Origin of the sequence: Parafannyhessea umbonata, assembly GCF_900105025.1 — a bacterium.
GTDB lineage: Bacteria > Actinomycetota > Coriobacteriia > Coriobacteriales > Atopobiaceae > Parafannyhessea > Parafannyhessea umbonata.
The window spans coordinates 411,482-429,848 of record NZ_LT629759.1 but is presented as its reverse complement, the minus strand read 5'-3'; the positions used below and the strand labels follow the sequence as shown (position 1 = coordinate 429,848).

General features: G+C 62.6%; 12 protein-coding genes. 1 reads left to right on the top strand and 11 read right to left on the bottom strand.

Going from position 1 to position 18,367, the window contains the following annotated elements; all coding sequences use genetic code 11:
- Position 1: 1 nt before the first annotated feature.
- The 6 genes from BLT96_RS02005 to BLT96_RS01980 all read right to left on the bottom strand — a co-directional run bounded on the left by BLT96_RS02005 (position 2) and on the right by BLT96_RS01980 (position 12,004).
- A complete protein-coding gene (locus BLT96_RS02005; RefSeq protein ID WP_090861393.1) occupies positions 2-1,243 on the bottom strand; it encodes a DUF4430 domain-containing protein in 1,242 nt (413 codons plus the stop codon).
- Positions 1,243-6,405 (bottom strand): DUF4430 domain-containing protein, encoded by a 5,163-nt coding sequence (locus BLT96_RS02000; protein ID WP_157692104.1) that lies wholly within the window; start codon positions 6,403-6,405, stop codon positions 1,243-1,245. Before BLT96_RS02000 ends, BLT96_RS02005 begins: the two co-directional genes overlap by 1 nt.
- Before the next feature lie 644 nt (positions 6,406-7,049).
- Positions 7,050-7,898: a prolipoprotein diacylglyceryl transferase gene (gene lgt, locus BLT96_RS01995; protein WP_090861391.1), complete on the bottom strand. Its 849-nt coding sequence runs from the start codon at positions 7,896-7,898 to the stop codon at positions 7,050-7,052.
- Between the two features lie 78 nt (positions 7,899-7,976).
- Positions 7,977-8,276, bottom strand: a complete 300-nt coding sequence (locus tag BLT96_RS01990; RefSeq protein WP_245719299.1) for a NifU family protein — start codon at positions 8,274-8,276, stop codon at positions 7,977-7,979.
- A 186-nt stretch (positions 8,277-8,462) separates the two neighbouring features.
- Complete coding sequence (locus BLT96_RS01985) at positions 8,463-11,057, bottom strand: U32 family peptidase (protein WP_336433191.1); 2,595 nt, start codon at positions 11,055-11,057, stop codon at positions 8,463-8,465.
- Between the two features lie 50 nt (positions 11,058-11,107).
- Complete coding sequence (locus tag BLT96_RS01980; RefSeq protein WP_157692103.1) at positions 11,108-12,004, bottom strand: glycosyltransferase; 897 nt, start codon at positions 12,002-12,004, stop codon at positions 11,108-11,110.
- A gap of 402 nt (positions 12,005-12,406) precedes the next feature.
- On the opposite strand from BLT96_RS01980, the gene BLT96_RS01975 reads away from it, so the two are divergent.
- The gene (locus BLT96_RS01975; RefSeq protein WP_090861388.1) at positions 12,407-13,420 is read left to right on the top strand and encodes a glycosyltransferase family 92 protein; all 1,014 of its coding nucleotides are present in this window, start codon (positions 12,407-12,409) and stop codon (positions 13,418-13,420) included.
- A 76-nt stretch (positions 13,421-13,496) separates the two neighbouring features.
- Here BLT96_RS01975 and BLT96_RS01970 read toward each other — a convergent pair whose 3' ends face one another.
- From BLT96_RS01970 to BLT96_RS01950, 5 genes are all read right to left on the bottom strand, one after another.
- Complete coding sequence (locus BLT96_RS01970; protein WP_090861387.1) at positions 13,497-14,474, bottom strand: glycosyltransferase family 2 protein; 978 nt, start codon at positions 14,472-14,474, stop codon at positions 13,497-13,499.
- 106 nt (positions 14,475-14,580) lie between these two features.
- Positions 14,581-15,993 (bottom strand): MATE family efflux transporter, encoded by a 1,413-nt coding sequence (locus tag BLT96_RS01965; RefSeq protein WP_090861386.1) that lies wholly within the window; start codon positions 15,991-15,993, stop codon positions 14,581-14,583.
- Positions 15,994-16,088: 95 nt separating this feature from the next.
- Complete coding sequence (locus BLT96_RS01960) at positions 16,089-17,162, bottom strand: glycosyltransferase family 2 protein (protein ID WP_090861385.1); 1,074 nt, start codon at positions 17,160-17,162, stop codon at positions 16,089-16,091.
- 28 nt (positions 17,163-17,190) lie between these two features.
- On the bottom strand, positions 17,191-17,541 hold the full coding sequence (locus tag BLT96_RS01955; protein ID WP_090861384.1) for a DUF2304 domain-containing protein: 351 nt from the start codon (positions 17,539-17,541) through the stop codon (positions 17,191-17,193).
- A gap of 10 nt (positions 17,542-17,551) precedes the next feature.
- The gene (locus BLT96_RS01950; RefSeq protein ID WP_090861383.1) at positions 17,552-18,232 is read right to left on the bottom strand and encodes a glycosyltransferase family 2 protein; all 681 of its coding nucleotides are present in this window, start codon (positions 18,230-18,232) and stop codon (positions 17,552-17,554) included.
- Between the last annotated feature and the right edge of the window lie 135 nt (positions 18,233-18,367).

The following is an 18,367-nucleotide window of genomic DNA, read 5'->3' as shown; positions in this document are numbered from 1 at the left end:
GCTACTGCCCCGACGTGACGTAGCTCCACACGACGGAGTCGCCGTCGTGCACGGCATACAGGTCGCTCATCATGCCGGGCATCGAGCCGTTCACGGAATACGTCCACCCGTGCGACGCGTCCTGCCCCAGGCCGTTGATCGCGGTCACCCACGTGCCGCCGCCGGCGTACGCGCCGCTCTCCACGGAGGCGCCCGTGGCCAGAAGCGCATCGTACGCCGTGGCGCCCGAGCGCAGGCTCACCCTATAACCGGCCCCGTTTATCGATACGGAAACCGTCATGGCAGCCGTGCCCTTGCCGCCGGAGCCAGAGCCGGAGCCGGATGTGGCCGCAGATCCGGACGCCGCGCCCTTCTCGCCCGAGGCGCCACCCGCCGCCCGGCCAGATCCGGTCGAGGCATTTGCATTTTCGCCGCTTGAAGAGCCGTTTGCTAATCCGTCCGCACTCGAGCCGTCATGTGCGCCCGTCGTTGCCGCCGTACCAACCGCAAGCGTGCTACCGCTTGGCAACGTGGGCGCCTTTCCGCCCTCGGCCGAGAAGGACTGCTTTCCCAGCTGCGCATACAACTTGGGGTCTATGGCATATCCGCTTGCAGCAGAAAGGATGTGCGCAACGTCAGCGCCCTTTACCTTGGCCGCGGATGCGGAAGGCAGAGCCACGCTCATGCGCACGATGCCCGACGCATCCTCCTCTATCCACGTGACGGTCGCATCTGCCTTGCGGCCCGCGACCCACCGCGCAAGCGCGAGCGTGCGCCGCGCCGCGTCTTGCACGAGGCTTTCTGCCTTCTGGTCCGCCGCGTGCTCCACCCATACGCCGTGCTCCGTCACGACCACGCGCACGTCACCCGTGACGGCAAGGTCCTCCTTGCCAAGGCGGAGCCGCTTGAGCTCGGACTTCACGGCGGCCTCGTCGATGGCAGCCGTCTTTGTGCCGGCGCCGGAGAACTTCTTCGCACTCGCCGCGCTTGCGGATGCCTTGCGCTGCGCGGAGGCACCCGTGCTGGCCGTCGAGCCCGTCGCAAACGCGAGGGGGTCCCTCCCCTGCACGTACTCGCTCATCGACCACGCGCAGAACGCGATAAGCGCCACGGCCAGCACCGCGGCGGCTACGCGGGCGGCGCGCATGCCGCCACGGCCAGCACCGCCACCGTTTGGCGCGGCGCCGCCACCAGCTGCCTGCGCACCGGCGCCAGAGGCGGTGCTCGCGGACTTGAAGTCGAGGTTTTCCTGCTTGTCTGCCATTACTTCGTCTCCCGTTCGTCACGCTTGCCCCTGCGCAGCAGCGCCATGATCAGGACCACGGCGCCCAGCGCCATGCCAATGACCGGCCAGATGGGCAGGCTGCGTCCGCGCGATGCGGCCGCAGCCGCCTTGCTTGCAGTTGCCTTTGCCGAGGCGTCTGCCGCCGCGTCGCCAGTGGACGCCGTCCCCTCGGAGGCGCCTTCGGACGCGCCGTCTTGCACCTGTATGCCAAGCACGTCGGACGCGACGCCGTCCAGAAGCGCCAGCGGTCCGGACGTCGCGGCGGTACCGGACTCCTTCGCGCTCGCGAGCGACGCCGCGCCACGCACGACCTTCGTCGAGCCAGGCTTTGCCGAGCCCGACTTCGCTCCGGCGCTGCCGTTACCACCCCTACCGCTCGCGGCGGCGTTGCCGGTACCCGCGGCGTGCGCGGACCCAGTGCCCTTGTCCTTCTCGCCCCGCGAGCCTTCGTTCTTGCCAGAATTCTTGCCGCTGTCTTTACCGGAGTCCTTGCCGGGGTCCGTCGCGCCGGACTGCCCCGGGATCTCCTGGCTGGGGAGCGCGTCCGTCGCGCCCGCGCCGGCAAGCTTGAACAGGTAGCCGGAGTCGTTCACGAAGTACAGGCTGCCGTCGGCTGCCGCCACGACGCTCGCCATGTTGTACTGCCACTGCGCCTGGTCGGGCACGTACAGCAGGGTCACGTGGCTCTGCCCCACCTTGTACATGAAGACGCCGCCCGGCCGTCCGTTGCTCGTGAAGTACACGTACGTGCCGTCCGGTCTCGTCACCACAAGCGGTGCGCTCTTCACGTCGCCGGGGATGGCGTTGTCCTTCGCGGCGGACGTGGTGGTGGCGTGGCACTCCACCTTGAGCGTCTGCGCGTCAATCACGCTGATGCTGCCCGTGCCGGCGACGCGACGGTCCGCGCCGCCCACATAGATCTTGCCGTTGGAGAGCGTGGGCGTGGACGTGCTCGCGTTGTCGAACTTCGCGGTGCCCGTCTGGCTGAGCGAGCCGTCCGCCGCGATGGCGATGCGGTGCAGCACGCCGTCCGTCGTGACCGCGTACGCAACGGTGCCGCCCGCGGCCGCGACGATTCCCGCGCGGGAGGGCGCGCCAAGCGAGAAGGTCGCAGTTGCCTTGCCCGTGGACGCGTCGTGCAGCGTCAGATTTCCGCCATCGTCTGCCACCAGTATGCCCGCGACCGTCTGCGCGGCGCCTGCCCAGTAGTAGCCGGAGCCGGTCTTCTGTTGCTGCCAGCGGACGGAGCCGTCCTTGAGGTTGAGGGCCAGAAGCGTGCCGCCAAGTGACGATCCGTCGAAGCCGGCGGCAGAGGTTCCCAGGTAGACGTAGCCGTCACGCACCAGCGGGGTCGATATTGGCTGCTGCGCCGCACCGCCTAGCGCGGGCAGCGCGTCCGTCAGCCACACGGTCTTGAGCTTGTCTGCCGTGAGCGCCTGCACGCGGCCGCCGCGCAGCGGCACCACCACGACGCCGTTTGCATACGCGATGCGGCACGTGGACTCGACGCGGTCCGCGAGGTCCGCCTGCTGCACGATCTTGCCGGTCTTGGCGTCGCGCACCTGCAGCTTGTTGCGAACGGCGATGTACACCTGGCCGTTCACGAGGATGGGGTCGCTCATGAACGTCTGGCCGGCCGTGCCCAGGTCGCAGGCCCATGCAAGCGAGGAGCCGCTCGTGGGGGTGTCGGCCGTGGACGTGCCCGTGCCGTCCGCCCCCTTGTACGCGCCCCACTCCGCCGCGAAGTCGGGACGCGGCGCGTCCGGCGTGACGGTCACGTCCTGCGTGGGAGGCTCTTCTCCGTAGCTGCCAAAGAACCACTCGATCCTGTCACCTGGCTGCACCACGTACTGGGCGGCGTAGTCGCTGGCGAGCTTGCCGTTTACGTAGAACTGCCACCAGCTCCAGTTGCCGGCCGCGTCCTGCGCGTATCCCAGGGACGCCTTCCCGTTGGGAAGCACGCCCGTGGCCGCGCTGATGGTCCCGACCATGTCGTCGCAAGTCATGCCGTTGCGCTCAAGCACCGCCTTCGTGAGCTGCGCGGCCGTGGTGCCGGCGGGCACGCTCGCCTCGCTCTGGCCCACCCAGCTCGCGCTCTCGCCAAAGGCGTTGGGGCCGACCACCTTGACGGAGGCCGTGACGTTTGCGGCGTCGCTTGCGGGAAGCTGGTCGCCGTATGCGGAGTAGTACCACACCACGCTGTCGCCGTCGGAAACCTTTACGGCGTCTGCCATGGCGTCAGACGGCTTGCCGTTCACGAACAGCTGCCAGTAGCGCCCGGTGCCGGCATCGTAGCCAAGCGCCGCGCCCGTGGTGGGCGACGTGACGGTCTGCAGGTACGTGCCATAGTCGGTATCCTGCGCAACGTAGGTGATGCCGCGCGCGGCAAGCGTCTTGCGCGTGAGGTCCCACGCGGTGGAGCCAGAGTCCAGCCTCTGCGTGGACGTGGCCCACGTCTCCGTCTTACCAAACGCGTCCACGCCGATCACGGTTGCGGTTGCCTGCACGTACGGCACGTCCTTCCCTGTGGTGCCGCTCACGGTGATGCTTGCGATTGCCTGCGTGCCGGCGAGCTCCGAAAGCTTCGCCTTCAGCTCCGCAGAGACTCCCGCGTCGTCCTTGTAGCGCGCGTAGTACGCCCCGTACTTCTCGCTCGCGAGGTTTGCGGTTATCTGCACGCGCGTGTTGTACTGCGGGCGCGTCACACGCAGCGTCTGGTTTCTGACGACGGTAGGCTCGCTCGAGGCGAACGTGCGACCCTGGTCGCTGGGGCCCATGGAGTCGTACCCCGGAAGCTCCGCCGCGACGATGCCGTGCGCGGCATCCGCGTCCGTGACGCTTTCCGCCCAGCCCAGCGTGCCCGAGGCGTCCTGGTAGGCCTCCATGAACGGCCTGAGGTTCCGCGTGACGGCACCCGCGTCCTGCCCGTCGAGCAGGCGCGCGCCAAACTGGTCGCGCACGCGGTGCAAAAGCGCGAGCTCCGCGTCGACGTCGCCGGATGCCAGCGGCTTCACGGCGAGCGAGAGGGACTTCGTCACGTACTTGGTCGGGTCGTCCTTGAGCGCGATCTTGCACGTGACTTCCACGGTGGCGTCGCTTGCGCCCTCGACGGGACGCAGCACGTTCGCGCGGTATCCGTTTATCTGCAGCGTCTGGTTGGAAGACGAGTAGCTGACCGTGACGTCGAAGTCGAGCCGCCTGGTGCCCAGCGTCCTGGTGGTGGGCAGCTGGATGTCGCCCGTGACGGCGGCGGGGTCGAGGTCGCCGTCCGCCGAGGATACGTAGCCCAGGTTCTTGTAGGTGAAGTTGTCGTCCAGCTTCTGCTGCGCCTCCGCGAGCTGGCGCTGCACGAGGCCGGGGTCGCCCTTGACGGTGACCTCGAAGCTGCGCGTGACGCTTGCGCGCGACGCGTCCGAGCCAGAGAAGCTCACCGTCGCCGTGAGCGTGACGCGCTGGTCCGCTGACGTGACGTTGGGGGTCGCAGTTGTCTGCTCGTCCCAGGAGTAGCCGGAAAGCGCGAGCGCGGATTCGTCCGACGTCTTCCAGCTTACGCTCAGGCCGGTGCCCAGCTTGTTTGGCAGAGCGAACTCCTGCGTGACGGAGTCTGCGGCATCGCCGTCCGCGTACGCGGGCGCAAGGGAGTCCGCCGCGGCGTCGAGCTCTGCGGACATGGCCTCCGCATCCCAATCGAGCTGCACGAACTTCGCAGGCGTGTACCATGCGGTCGCCGTGCCGTACGTGAGCCTGAACGTGGGCCTCACCTGGCGCAGCACCGATGTCGCCGTCGACACCGTCTTCTTCGCGGGACTGAGCGAGAAGAACGTGACCTTCCCGTTGTCTGCCGCGTCGCAGGAGATGCCGCCACGCTGGCTGGGGTCGGGCGTGGCCGTGGTCTCGACGGACTGGGTGGCGACCCGTACGTCCGCGTACTTCTCGCCCAGCGTGGCGAGGCGGGCGAGAACCATGTCGTTCACGTTGGCGTCCGTGCCGTAGACGGGCGACGGGGCATACCCGCTGAAGCCATCGGACGCAAGCGCCTGCACGGCCTGGGCCAGCAGCTCCTCGTCCTGCTGCGTGCCGCGCGCGACGACGGGGCCGACGGCGGAGGACGTGACGCTGTTGCGCGACGTGGCGCTCACGCGCAGGAACCTGCCGACGAGCGCGTCCGTGAGGGTGAGCGCTGCTTCCGTTGCGCCTGCGATGTCCGCGAACGCCCCGTCGCTTGCATCTGCCTGCTGCCACTGCCACGCGATGGGCGCGGACGAGTCCGCCGGCTGCGTGCCACCCCAGTCGCTCGCGACGTACGCGGAGGCGGAGAGCGTCTGTCCCTCCTTTGCGGTGCCGGTGACCTTGGCGCCGTCGAGCGTGGCGCGGCCGTCCGCCACCTTGCCGGTGGAGCTGTCGCTCCAGAGCTCGCCGCGCGTGCCGTCCGTGCGCGTGAAGGTCAGCTTGCACGCCAGGAACGCGTCTGCGTCCGCATCCGTCACGACGTAGCTGCGCGACGTGGCACCTGCGATGGGCGCATAGGAATCAAACTTGGTGCCGTACGACACGGTGGTGCCGCGGTACCACTGATACGAGTAGTCCGCGTATGCGGAGGCGGCGACGGGGGTCTCGTCCTCGTCGCCCCAGTCGTCCTCCTCCGGGGTATAGGCGTTTGCCGTGAGCGTGGCCCCCGGGGCGACGACGGTGTCGTAGCGGACCTGCGACCCGCTGGCGCTCGTGATGCGCGCGACGTCCGGCACCACCGCGGCGACCATCGCGGTCGGCGCGGCCGCGGGAGCACCTGACGTGGGCGCGGCGCCGGTCGCGGGGGCAGGCGCGGACGGGGTCGTGGAAGTCGGCTTGGACGCGGACGGCGTCGCCGCAGAGGACGCAGACGAACCAGTCGCCGTCGCGTGCGACTGCGCGCTCGCGGGCGGTGCCGGTGCCTCCTCCGAGGTGGAAGCCTTGGTCGATTCGACCGGCGCGTCGGTTGCACCCGTCGTGGCCTCGGCTGGCTGCCCGGCCGCTGCCTGCGCGTCCGCGGTGCCCGCCGCCTCCGCGAGCGCCGCCGTGGGCACCTGGCTCAGGACGAGCACGAAGCCGAGCGCCGCAGTTGCCGCACGCGCGGCAATGCCCTTTTTGCTGGGAAAACGCATCCTGCCCTCTCCTTCCCATGGGAAACTGTGAGGGCACGCAGGATTGGAAGCCAGGAAGGCATCCCATCTGGCAGGCCACGTCCTTCTCGCCCGTGCGCCAATGGACGCAACGGACGCGCGCGACTGGATCGCGCCGACGGGCCGCCACTGTGTGAGCATAGTTCGCGCTGATCCGGGGTTGAACCGGAATCCTTTTGCCTAGGCCTATGAGCTTTGGACCATGCCCTCAGGTTCTGTTAAGTGAGGTCGATTCTAGCAGCTGGGGGCGCACGGCGAGCTCGAGGGCGCGTATGGACACATCTTTGCAAGAATCTGAGGGCCGCCACTCGTTGGCCGGCCTCAGAGGCAGGCAGGACGGAGCCTCGAGAGGAACCCGAGCGTGTTGCGCAGGCAAAGAGGGCAGGTGAGCCTCACGGCGGCCAGCGCCCCAACGCCCTACTCGCCAAGAGCGCCATGGGCGCAAAGCCAGCAATCATACGCCAAGGACGGGCCTACGCGTTTGCGCAGGTCCGCCCTCATGTCGTTGCATGCCAGGTCGACGCGATTCCGCGCCGACGCCCAGCTGTCGCCCGCATCGTAGTCGCCCGCGTCGCAGCCGGCAGCGTCGCAGCCGGCAACGTCCCACGCCGGCTCCCCCGGCCGCGCTACGCGGTCGCGCCGGCCTCCGTCAGCCGGCCGGCCTGCGGCCGCTGCGCTCGATGCGAAATCACCAGTATCGCGACGCCCGCCACCACCAGCGGAATCGACAGGCACTGACCCATCGTGAGCCAGTTGGTGCCCAGCAGGTAGCCCAGCTGCTTGTCCGGTAGGCGCACGAACTCGATCAGAAAGCGGAACGTGCCATAGCCCAGAAAGAAGGTTCCCAAGAACGTGCCCTGCGGGCGCGGCGGATTCGCCTTGCGCGACAGCGCGAACAAGATGACAAACAGCACGACGCCCTCGAGCAGGGCCTCGTACAGCTGCGACGGGTGGCGGTACACCATGCCGCCGCCCGCGTCGTCGAACATGACGCCCCACGGCAGGTTCGTGGGCTTGCCCCACAGCTCGCCGTTGATGAAGTTTGCGCAGCGCCCAAAGAACAGGCCGACCGGCGCGCCGATGACGGCGAGGTCGCACATGGTGGGGATGGAGATCCTCAGCTTGCGGCACGCAAGAGAGCCGCCGACGATGGCGCCCACCAACCCGCCGTGAAAGCTCATGCCTCCCTCGTAGGTGGCAAATATCTTCAGCGGATGCTGCAGGTAGTAGCCGTCGCCATAGAAAATCACGTAAAACAGGCGCGCGCCGATGATCAGGCCAAACGCGATCGCGATGATCACGCTCGTGACGTCGTCCGGGGAAATCCCCAGCCCCCACCGCCGCGCGACGCGATAGATCACCACACCGGCCAACGCGATGCCCACGACGTACGCAAGCCCGTACCAGCGAATGGCAAGCGGACCCATCTGCACGATTATGGGGTTGAGGTGATGGTAGAGCTCGTTAAGCCACATCGAACGTCCTTCTCCTTGCGCGCGTCACGTGTGTCGCACGCGCCCCGGCGGGCGTCGCGCGGCCTGAGCGAGAAGTGCCTACCACGCCATCGCGGGCTCGACCTTGGTGACGCCGGGGACGTGCTCCTTCAGGATGCGCTCGATGCCCTCGCTCATGTCGTAGCTGGACAGCGGGCAGCCGGCGCACGCGCCCTGCATCTCGAGCGTGACGACGCCGTCGTCCGTGCAGTTCACCAGCACCACGTCGCCGCCGTCGGCCTGCAGGCTCTGGCGGATGACGTCGATGGTCGCCTCCAGAAGCTCACGGTTCACGCCCTGCTTCGCCTCGCCCTCCGCGGTTGCGGCCTGGTCCTTGGTCTGATCGGTGTTCTCTGCCATGAGTGGCGTCCTTCCCCTGGGCGGAGGCGCGACCGTGTCGCAATTCCTACCGCACAACTTACAATTGCTCCGAGTCTACCCCTAATGCGCCCGGCGCAACCAACATTGCACAAACTTACCCACGCGCCGGCCGGCGGCCGAGCGCCGGCAGAGGGCCGGCCGTGCGCGCCGGCCGGTGGCCGAGGGCTACTCGATGCCGGCAAACAGGTGCCCGGATGTCGCGCCCTTCGCACGCGGGGCCGGCTTCCTGCCCGCCCGCACGGCCGCAAGGGCCGCGGCCACGCGCGCGACCTGCGCGCCGGCCTCCGCCTCGCCCAGAAGCGTGCAGTCCGCCATGAAGCGCGTGACGCCCGCCGAGAAGAGCTCGCCCATCTGGGGCGTCGCGTCCAGCGGGTGCGCGGCGTATATGTGGCTGCGGCCCTCGAGGTCGGTGCGCACCGGCATGAGCGAGCCGTCGCGCGTCCTCAGCGCGCAGCGCTCCTGCCGCAGGCGGCAGTTCGCGCAGTCGTGGATGCAGCGGTTCGCCACCTGCAGCACGCAGTGCTCGCTCGTCATCGCGCGCGTGCGGCCGCTCACCACCAGGCCCACCGGCACGTCGGACGCGCCGGCAAGCTCGCACGCCTCCCCAAGCGTCAGCTCGGGCGAAAGCCACACGCCGCGGGCGCCCGCCTCCTCAAGCGCAAGCAGGCAGCTGGGGTTGTGCACGGGTATGCACGGCCTCACCTCGGCAAGCGCACCGCGCTCGCGCGAAAGCACCAGCTCGGACACGTTGCCCACGCCGCACGGGCACCCCGCCCGCACCAGCGGGTCAAGCCGGTCGTGGTCCACCTCGCGGCACACCTCGTCCAGCCAGGGCACCGGCTCCATGGGCCATGCGGCCTCGCGCCCGCGCGCCTGCGCAAGCGCGTCCGGCGTCGCGTACAGGCGCGTCGCGCCGGCCGCAACGGCTGCGCGCGCAACCTCCGGCGTCGGCACCAGGGCGCACACCTCGCCGGCAGGCCGCGCGGCAGGAGCACCGGCCGCGATGCCCGGGGCCTCCTCGGCAAGCGCCTTGCGCACGCGCCCCCTCGCGCGGCGAAGCTCCGCCGCAAGCGCGTTTGCGTCCGGCACGTCCGCAAGGCCCTCCTTGCGCGCCGCGTCGCTCGTGGGCGCAAGTATAGCCTGCTCAAGCAAGTCGCATGCCTGGGCGCGCACCTTGTGCACGGCCGAGAAGCCCATGCCCGCGCCCTCGTCCAGGTCAACGTCAAACGCAACGGGCTCAAACGGGCTCGTGCCCATGCGGCCCACGTGCTCCACAAGGTCCTCGCGCGTCACGGCCCGCGTTCGCGCCGGCTCCACCACGAAGCCCTCCGCCGTCGCGCTCGCGACGCCGGCCGGCAGCGGCGCGGCGCACGTCAGCGTCACCGCGAACGGCCGGCCCACCCGCGCGGTCACGGCCACGCGCACGGGAAGGCGGCGGCGCTTCTCGCCCGAGGCGGCGCGCGCGGCCTCGTCCATTGCGCGCTCGGAGCGGATCACGCGCACGGGGCAGCCCACTGGCATGGGGCGCGCCGTCTTGCAGCAGATCACGTCGCCGGCGGCGGCGTCAGCCTCCGCGCGGGTCGTCAAAAACTGCGACGGGTCGTCCTGCGGGCGCACCTCCAGAAGGTCGCCGGCGCCCACGGGCGCGTCCAGGCGCACGTCCACCTCCGCCATCGTCACGGTGCGGAAGCGGTCACGCCCACCGCTTCCGCCGCCGCGGCGCACCTTCGCGCTGCCAAGGTCGCGCGTCGCAACCACGGTGCCCACCAGCTCGCCGCGGTTGTTCGAGCGGTCGTAGCTCATCATGTCGTTGTCCGAGCGGCCGTCCAGGTAGCTGTTCGTGAAGTCGCGGTTGAACGCCCGCGCCAGCGTGCGGCTGCGCGCGGCCTCGTCCGCCTCGGACACCTCGCGGCCGGCCGCAAGGTCGTCCAGCTGCGCGCGATACGCGCTGATGACGGAGTACACGTAGTCCGGCGCCTTCATGCGGCCCTCTACCTTGAGGGACCCCAGCCCGGCCGCGGTCAGGCGCGGCAGGTCGTCCAGCGTGCGGAAGTCCTTCGGGCACAGCGGGCGGCCCGCCCCGGGGGCGGAGATCACGTTGCCGTCGCCGTCCACCAGGTCGTACGGCAGGCGGCACGGCTGCGCGCACAGCCCGCGGTTCGCGCTGCGCCCGCCGCGAAGCGAGCTCATCATGCACACGCCGGAGTAGCAGAAGCACAGCGCGCCGTGGCCAAAGCTCTCAAGCTCCACGCCCTCGCGCGCGATTCGCCCGATCTCCGCCACGGAAAGCTCGCGCGAAAGCGTCACGCGCTCCGCGCCCAGCTCGCCACACCAGCGCGTCGCGCGCGCGTCGTGCACGTTCGCCTGCGTCGATATGTGGCACTCGATCTGGGGCCACAGGCGCCTCGCCTCCGCAAGCAGACCCCAGTCCTGGATGATGAACGCGTCCGCGCCCAAGAGCCATGCCTTGCGGAGAAGGGCGAGGGCCCGTGGCATCTCGTCGCCCTTTATCACCACGTTCTGCGTCACGTAGACGCGCACGCCCAAGAGGTGCGCCTCGCGGCACGCCTGCGCAAACGTCTCGTACGTGAAGTTTCCCGCGCCGCGGCGCGCGTTGAAGTCGCTTCCCAGGCCGCAGAAGATCGCGTCCGCGCCCGCGGTAAGCGCGGCCCTAAACGGCTCTGGCCCCCCGGCGGGGGCCAGAAGCTCGGGTACCGGTATTTTTCTCCATCTAACTGGCTTCATAATAGTAGCAATCACTACGTCACTTGTGGTAAAGACACGACACCCACGCTTTAAAGATGATTAAGTTACAGCAGACCAGCAAGAAGCGTAAGTCTCAGAAGCAATTCGTCTCCGCGCTTCTGCCTATATCTCCCTGGCGCGAACGCCTTTTGGAACCGATTCCCCTCCGCCGCAACTCTCACAATTTCGCGCAGCTGAGGATCCAACTGGTCACAATACTGAGAGTAAAACCGTCGAATCTGCTTACGGATCCTGGGGAGCTTTCCATTTCCGAAAATCTTTTCGACACGATACTTAGCTAACCGCAGAGAACTCATACCTGATGGGCTTGCATTATTTCCAGTACGCCGATATAGAATGTGCGGGTTCTCGTCCCAGACTAATGTACCTAAAGAACAGCCGACCAGTCCAAACCACCAGTCGTGCGCGAAAATATCCTTCGCTCCCCCAATGGTCGCCAACTCCTTCATCTCGCGGTTGAATACCATGGTGTTGCCGGAGCAGATATCTTCATATACCATTTTCTGCCCATTCAGGCCAATGAAATTTAGCTTCGAACGCTGAGGATTCTTGCAGTGCTCGTCACAATACAACAGTTCCGAACAATACAATACCGGCCCTCTTGTAGAGGACTCTTGTATGAGACTAATGGCTGATGACACCTTATCTGATAGCCAAATATCATCCTGATCAGCAAAACAGTAGTAGTCAAAATCACCAGCAACAGCTAGTACGTCAAAGAAGGACCTCACATAACCTTCGTTTTCGCCGCAGATCAGTCGAATATCGCCCCGTTGAGCATACTGCTGCAGAATCTGAACCGTCCCGTCATTCGAGCCATCATCTCTCACAATTACAGAAAGGTTCGAAATGTTTTGCGCAAGTATGCTGTCGAGCTGTTCAACAATGTAGTCTGCTCCGTTGTAAGAGGACATGACTACGGCAATGCTTTGATCTCTCAATTCCGTCTCCTGAAAAGGGAGGATGCACATCGTACCGCATGATACGCCGCCACCCTGCAAAGTCCGATATGTCATTAAAAGAGCAGAATGTACTGAGCGTAGTTACTATTATTATCAAATTGACATTTTTTACATCATTATCGTTTTCGCAGCCGTACTTGTCAAAACTCAGTTATTGTATGGGCGACTAATCCACTCTAAATATAGGATCTAATATTCTAGAAATAGGACGACACAGATCAAGAAAAAATCGTAGTAAGAATTGTCCGACGCGGACATCTGCTATTGTAGTTCAGGGTTGGCATAGTGCCATGACGTTGTTTCATTTTATGACGTGCCCTTAGCCTTCAAGCACTGTCGTACCATATACACTGCAGAGTCCGAACTAGGAAGTGGGCGACAATGTCTAACGTGTCTCGAATCGCGCAGGCTTTGATAGCTGGAGCCTACCGCATGCCCTGCGTTATTAACCAGCACGCGAAGTCGAACAGCGGCCCGGGAAGGAAGGGCTTGGATACGCTCATGGTATTGCCGGGGCTGTTCCACTCCCTCTACCTTAATTGCTGTCATGCCACGTGGAACGGTTCGGTTAACCTCGCAATTGTCGCCATTCTGAAGAACGAGGGCCCCTACATCCTCGAATGGATTGAATATCATCGCAGCATTGGGTTCCAGAAGTTCTTTCTTTACAACAACGAGAGCACCGATAATGTCGAAGAGCTTGTGGCACCCTATGTACATGCGGGCATCGTAGAGCTTATCCCCTGGGCCGGTCAGGCACGTCAAATGGATGCCTACAACGATGCCCTCAACAAGCATATGCGCGACTGCAAGTACATTGCCACCATCGATCTGGACGAGTTCATAAGCTTCGGCAATCAAGACACGCTCGCTTGGCTTAACCAGCACATCGTGAATGGCGTTTCGGGAGTTGGCATAAACTGGCTCATCTTCGGTTCCTCCGGAAGGAAGACCAAGCCCGACGGCCTGGTGCTCGAAAGCTACACCCAACGATCCGAAGCGTCGTTCAAGAAAAACCTGCATACGAAGACAATCGTTAACCCACGAAGGGTACTTGGGTACTGCAATCCGCACTTCGCCGTGCCTCTATTAGGCTATCACGCAATTAACGTATCCGACGAACCCATGAGCGGGCCCTTCTCGCCTTCCACGCAATCCGATGTACCCCCGCTCGTTTACCACTACTTCTGCAAGTCGCTGGAGGAGTTCTCACTAAAGCGCAACCGAGGTATGGCCGACAAACCCAACATTCGCGAGCAGTCGGACTTTACCGAGCATGACCGCAACGAGATAAAGGACGAATCCATGCTTCCCAAGGCCGCCGAGGTAAAGAAGCGCCTGGCCTATTTGCAGGAGCACAGATATCCGTATGGGACACGTCAAGCCGCACAATAGCGAGCAAGAAAGAGCGGGCCGCCCTGGCAAGACATGGCGGCCCGCTGCTATTAAACGCGGCTTCTTTTAGTACTGTTTACCAGTCTTTATTGACATAGTGAGAAAAGAGGATTGCCAGAACCTCCCCAATGCAGCGCGGGGCGCCGGTTTTCCACGCATGGGCAGAAGCCAACTTGCCCACCCGTAGAATTCTTGGGTGGACGGTAAATCCGGCGAAGCTGCGGATTTCCGCAAGGTTTGCAGGCGAAAGTCGATTACCAAACTGCTGAAGGAACTCGTCTGCCTGATGGATTGCATCGCGCATATTAATGCATTGCTCTGCCCAGTTCCAGCTTGCCAGAATCGATCGAATGCCGTATCTGGCGGCACCGAGCGTATTGTCCCCATGCTGGCGATACGAAATGGTGGGGCGAGGAAGGTACACCAACTCGCCTAGCCCCTTTGCAATAAGGGCAAACCACCAGTCGTGCATGACCATGTACGTCCCTACGGGAGTTTCCGCGGCCATCCTGGCAAGCACGTCGTTCAGCAGAATCGTGCACCCGGTAACATAATTCTCAATAAGGAGATTACCAAATCGCGAGGTAGTGGGACTAAGATTGCTGTACGCAGCGAAGGAATCGGCCAGAACAGAAAGGTCTTCGGCAACCACACGAAGGTCCGTCGACACCAATACCGGAGCGCTGCCATCCGACTTGTCGGCATCCTGCGCCGCCCGTACCTCGACCTCTACCTTGTCAGAGTCCCACACGTCGTCCTGGTCGCAGAACATGTAGTAGTCAAACTTGCCCGCAACCTCGCGCAGCAATGCCATGAAATGGTCTTGGGCATTCCCGTAGTGCTTCCCCTGCAGTACCAGGTGAATGCGAGAGTCCTTCTGCACAAACTCTTTCACAATGGCAAGGCTTCCGTCTGTGGAGCAGTCGTCTGAAACGAACAGCTGCCAGTTGGAATAGGTTTGGTCCAGAATGGACTGCAACTGTGCACCCAGATACTGTTCGCCGTTGTATACGGCCATAACAATCGCGACGCTTGAATTAGTGCTGTTCTGCATCGATTCTTGCCTTTCGACGACGAGAGGATTTGCGACGAACGGGTTAGGAAGGTTTAGCTGCCCACGCGAGGGCTACGCAATGCCTGCATAGACGTTAGCCACGCGCCTACGATTGGAAGAGGCCGCGTGTCTTTCCAAGCAGCTCCTGGTATCGCCCACGAAACGCGAATGCATACAGGCCATACAGGACAACGTAGATTCCAGCAGCAACCGGCGCACTAAACTGCACGCACAAGAACACGAATGCGGCGGTCAAGCAAATCTCGAAGGGCAAAGCACGTCCACGGTCGGTGCCAAGCGTGCGCGCGATGTACAGCTCCGAAAAGCTGCTACGCCCCACGATGGCGATGACTGCCGAGATAATCGCGAATATGGCCGAGTGCAGCAGGTATGCCCCAATGAACGAACCCAACGCGCTCACGCCCACCGTTACGAAGTTTATGACCAAAAGCAGTGTCTCTTTGCGTTTAACCTTGAAGATCGTGGTGGAGATAACGTTCATCTTGCCATCGAATACGCAAACCGGAATGAGGTAGGCAAAGAACTGGAAGCTCTCAAGGTACTGAGGAAGCCACAAGCCCAAAATCCAAACCACCGGGAAGTAAAGGATGTAGAACGCGGGCAGCAGAAGGTCAGTTATATCGCGCGAGTTAACGAAGAAACTCTTTAGCTCCTCCTCGTTCCCCTGGCGCAATGCCGGGAACAGCACCATGCTTACCTGCATAATGAAGTTCAGAATGAAGTTCACGATGGATATCGAGAAGGACAGCTGGCCGAAGGCGGAGATGCCCCATACCATGTCCACTATAGAGCGGGTAACGCCCAGAATCAAAGTGCTGGCAGTGTTCGCAAGCGTGAGCTTAATGCCAACGCGAATGCTGCCAAGCCCTTCTCGAACGGCGTCTCCCACAGGAAGAAGCCCCGCCGAAAAGAAATCCCTCGCATAGTAAATGCAGTACACAAGGCCAACGCTGCACGAGAAAAAATAAGCGTACACGTATGGCTTATACGAGGTGTCACGGGTTATGAGCAGCATAACCAGCGGAACCAGAAAGCTAAGCCGCTCAACAATGGTGGTGTACGAGAAGAGCTTCGTTTCGTTCATGGCCTGGAACACATAGCCCAGATAGCTCATTAGGTTCTGAAGGACGATGAATACCGCGGTCCAAAACAGAACGAACCCGCGGTCCGCACCAAAGGCGCCCGTAGAAGCCACGATTACGATAACGGCAGCGAATACAGCCTGAAACGCAAAGCCAAACCAGAACTGAGAGTTGATGGTGCGCTTGTCGATCTTGTCTCGAGGTGTACCACCAAAAATGAGGTACACACCGTCGTTAAGGCCAAGGTGGAAGAAGCCCACGTAGCTTATGTAGTACAGGAATAGCTGCCAGTAGCCGTACTCCTCCACACCAAGAATCTTGGGCACAAGCAGCGATGACACGATGCTCAGAACGACGCTTACGCCCTGCGCAACAATGGCAACCGAGAGGTTGGAAAGAATGGATTTGAAGTTCATACCCTAGCTATGCCTTCTCTCTCGGGTGCCAAATGCGAACGTATCGCGCTGCGCATTGATCAAAAGGTGCGCGCTGTACTGTGCTCCCACCTGCCCTACCACTTAATGTCCACGTCAAACGTGTTGATCACGAAGCTGTACACGTGCAAAAACGCCGGTAGAAGGCCCAACTTGTACACGCGCGACACAGTGAGCAGACGCTTGAACGCACCTCCGCGGGTACGGGCGTAGCTCCCACAAATGTAGGGCGAGTCATGCCAGGTTGGAAAGTTCTGGTTAAGGAACTCGGTACATTTTGCGATGGCGGCCTTTAGATCGCACTTGGGATCGGAGGCCAGGCGGTAGTTGAGCGAAATGCCCAGATGCAAGAAGGCCGCGGCATCTAGCGCTTCCTGGAGCTCCTTCGAGGCACTAGCATCGGTGTAATAGGCCTTAACCTGCTTAAACGCCGCATAGGTTTTTTCCACCTGGCCCATGTTCACCGAGTTGATGATGGAGCCTGCGCGCACCAAATAGTTCACGAGGGAACGGGGCACGAAGGCCACCTTTCCGTGCATGTCCAAATATGCAAGCCAGTGGAACATAAGATCGTCCAGCACGGGCGGAGGCGTGGGCAAATCACGCATGTTCTTCAGCACGGAGGCACGGAACACTTTGTTCCAGGGAGCACCATTGAGCTCAACCAGCCTACCGGGATCCTCCTCAATCACGAAACCGGAACGAGGGTTGCACATCTCGCGAGAAAGAGCCTTGCCCGTCTGGAGGTCTATGCGCGAGAAGCCGCACACCGCAATATCTGCGTTTGCTTCCTTGGCCGTGTTGTACAAAAGCTCGGCAAAGTCGGGCTCGCAATAATCGTCGCTGTCAAGAAAACCAATGTACTCGCCACGGGCCTTCGCGATGCCATCCCACCGACCGCGCCAAACACCCTCGTTTTGCTTGTCAATAATCACAAGCTTCTGCGGATACTTTTCCTGCCACTCGTGCAGGATGTCGATGCAGTGATCTGGCGAGCCGTCGTTAATGCAGATTACCTCGTAGTTATCGAGCGTTTGTCCCATAAGGGAAGCGAGGCACTTGGGCAGGTACTTCTCGACCTTGTAGCACGGCACGATAATGCTGAGCTTAATCGGTGCATCGTTACTGGAGGCATTGACTGCGTTTTGCATCGAAGGTCCTTTGAACGTATATGGAATACTATTTGTTGAGCTTGTCGTCGTTATCCTTCTCGTGCAGAGCAAGCTCTTGCGCAAGCTGCTCGGCCTTGTCGGTAAGGCGCGACACGTCGCACGACAGGTTGAAGAGCTTAATAAGCATGAGCGCAATAATCATGCAGAACACGAAGTTGCTGGGCGAAAGGAAGCCCAAAAGTCCCGAGAAGAAAAAGGCTATCTGCGGGAATATCGCAAACAGCAGCATAAGGACCGCGCACAGAACCCAGTAGACCGAGTCGGCTACGCGGATTTTGCTTTTGCGAACACGCTTGACGACAATCCACAGGGCCAAGAGCGAGCCCAGTATTAACACCACGCGAAGTACGGGCGACATACGCTATCCCCTATCTAAACCACTGGAACAGAAGCAGAGAAAGGCAGGTACGCGCCATATAGGAAATGGCGCTGAAGTAGCGCAGGTAGCTGGTGCCGCCCTGACGCTCGCGCATCTGCGCTGGAATCTCTATGACCTTGGCGCCCTTGCGAATGAGGAGCGAAATCGTATCGGGCTCAGGCGCGATATCGAAGTCACGCGCGAACTTCTCGATCATGGAGCGGTTATACATGCGCATGCCCGACGTGGGATCCGTAATGGTCTGCTTGGTTGCGCAATTTATGAAAAAGGTGATGAGCTTCGCACCAGTGCCGCGAGCACCAACTGCTCCGCCACCAGCAAGGTTGCGCGAAGCGATTATGATGTCTGCACCTTCGCGCCGCATTGCCTCGGCCATCTTGGAAATGTATTCGGGCATGTGCTGACCGTCGGCATCAAACTGCACGGCAGCATCGTAGCCGTGCCGGTACGCGTACTTCATGCCGGCCTTTACGCCAGAGGTAAGTCCGCAGTTAACAGGCATATCAATGTGGTTGAGATGCAGCTCATCGCAAATTTGCGGCGTGCGGTCATGCGAGCCATCGTTAATTACCAAATAATCTACATCGGGACAGACAGACGTTAACTCGCTTACCGTATTTCCCAGGCATTCTTCCTCGTTGTATGCAGGAATAATCGCGAGGACCTTCAAAGCACTCTCCAATGCAGTCAAACACTTCGAAAAAAAGCGGCTGCCGAACAATGTTTGGCAGCAATGCGCTCAATTTCATTTGCTTTTACTAGATTAAAACTACAAGTCCGTGATGATTCAATACGCCTGACGAAA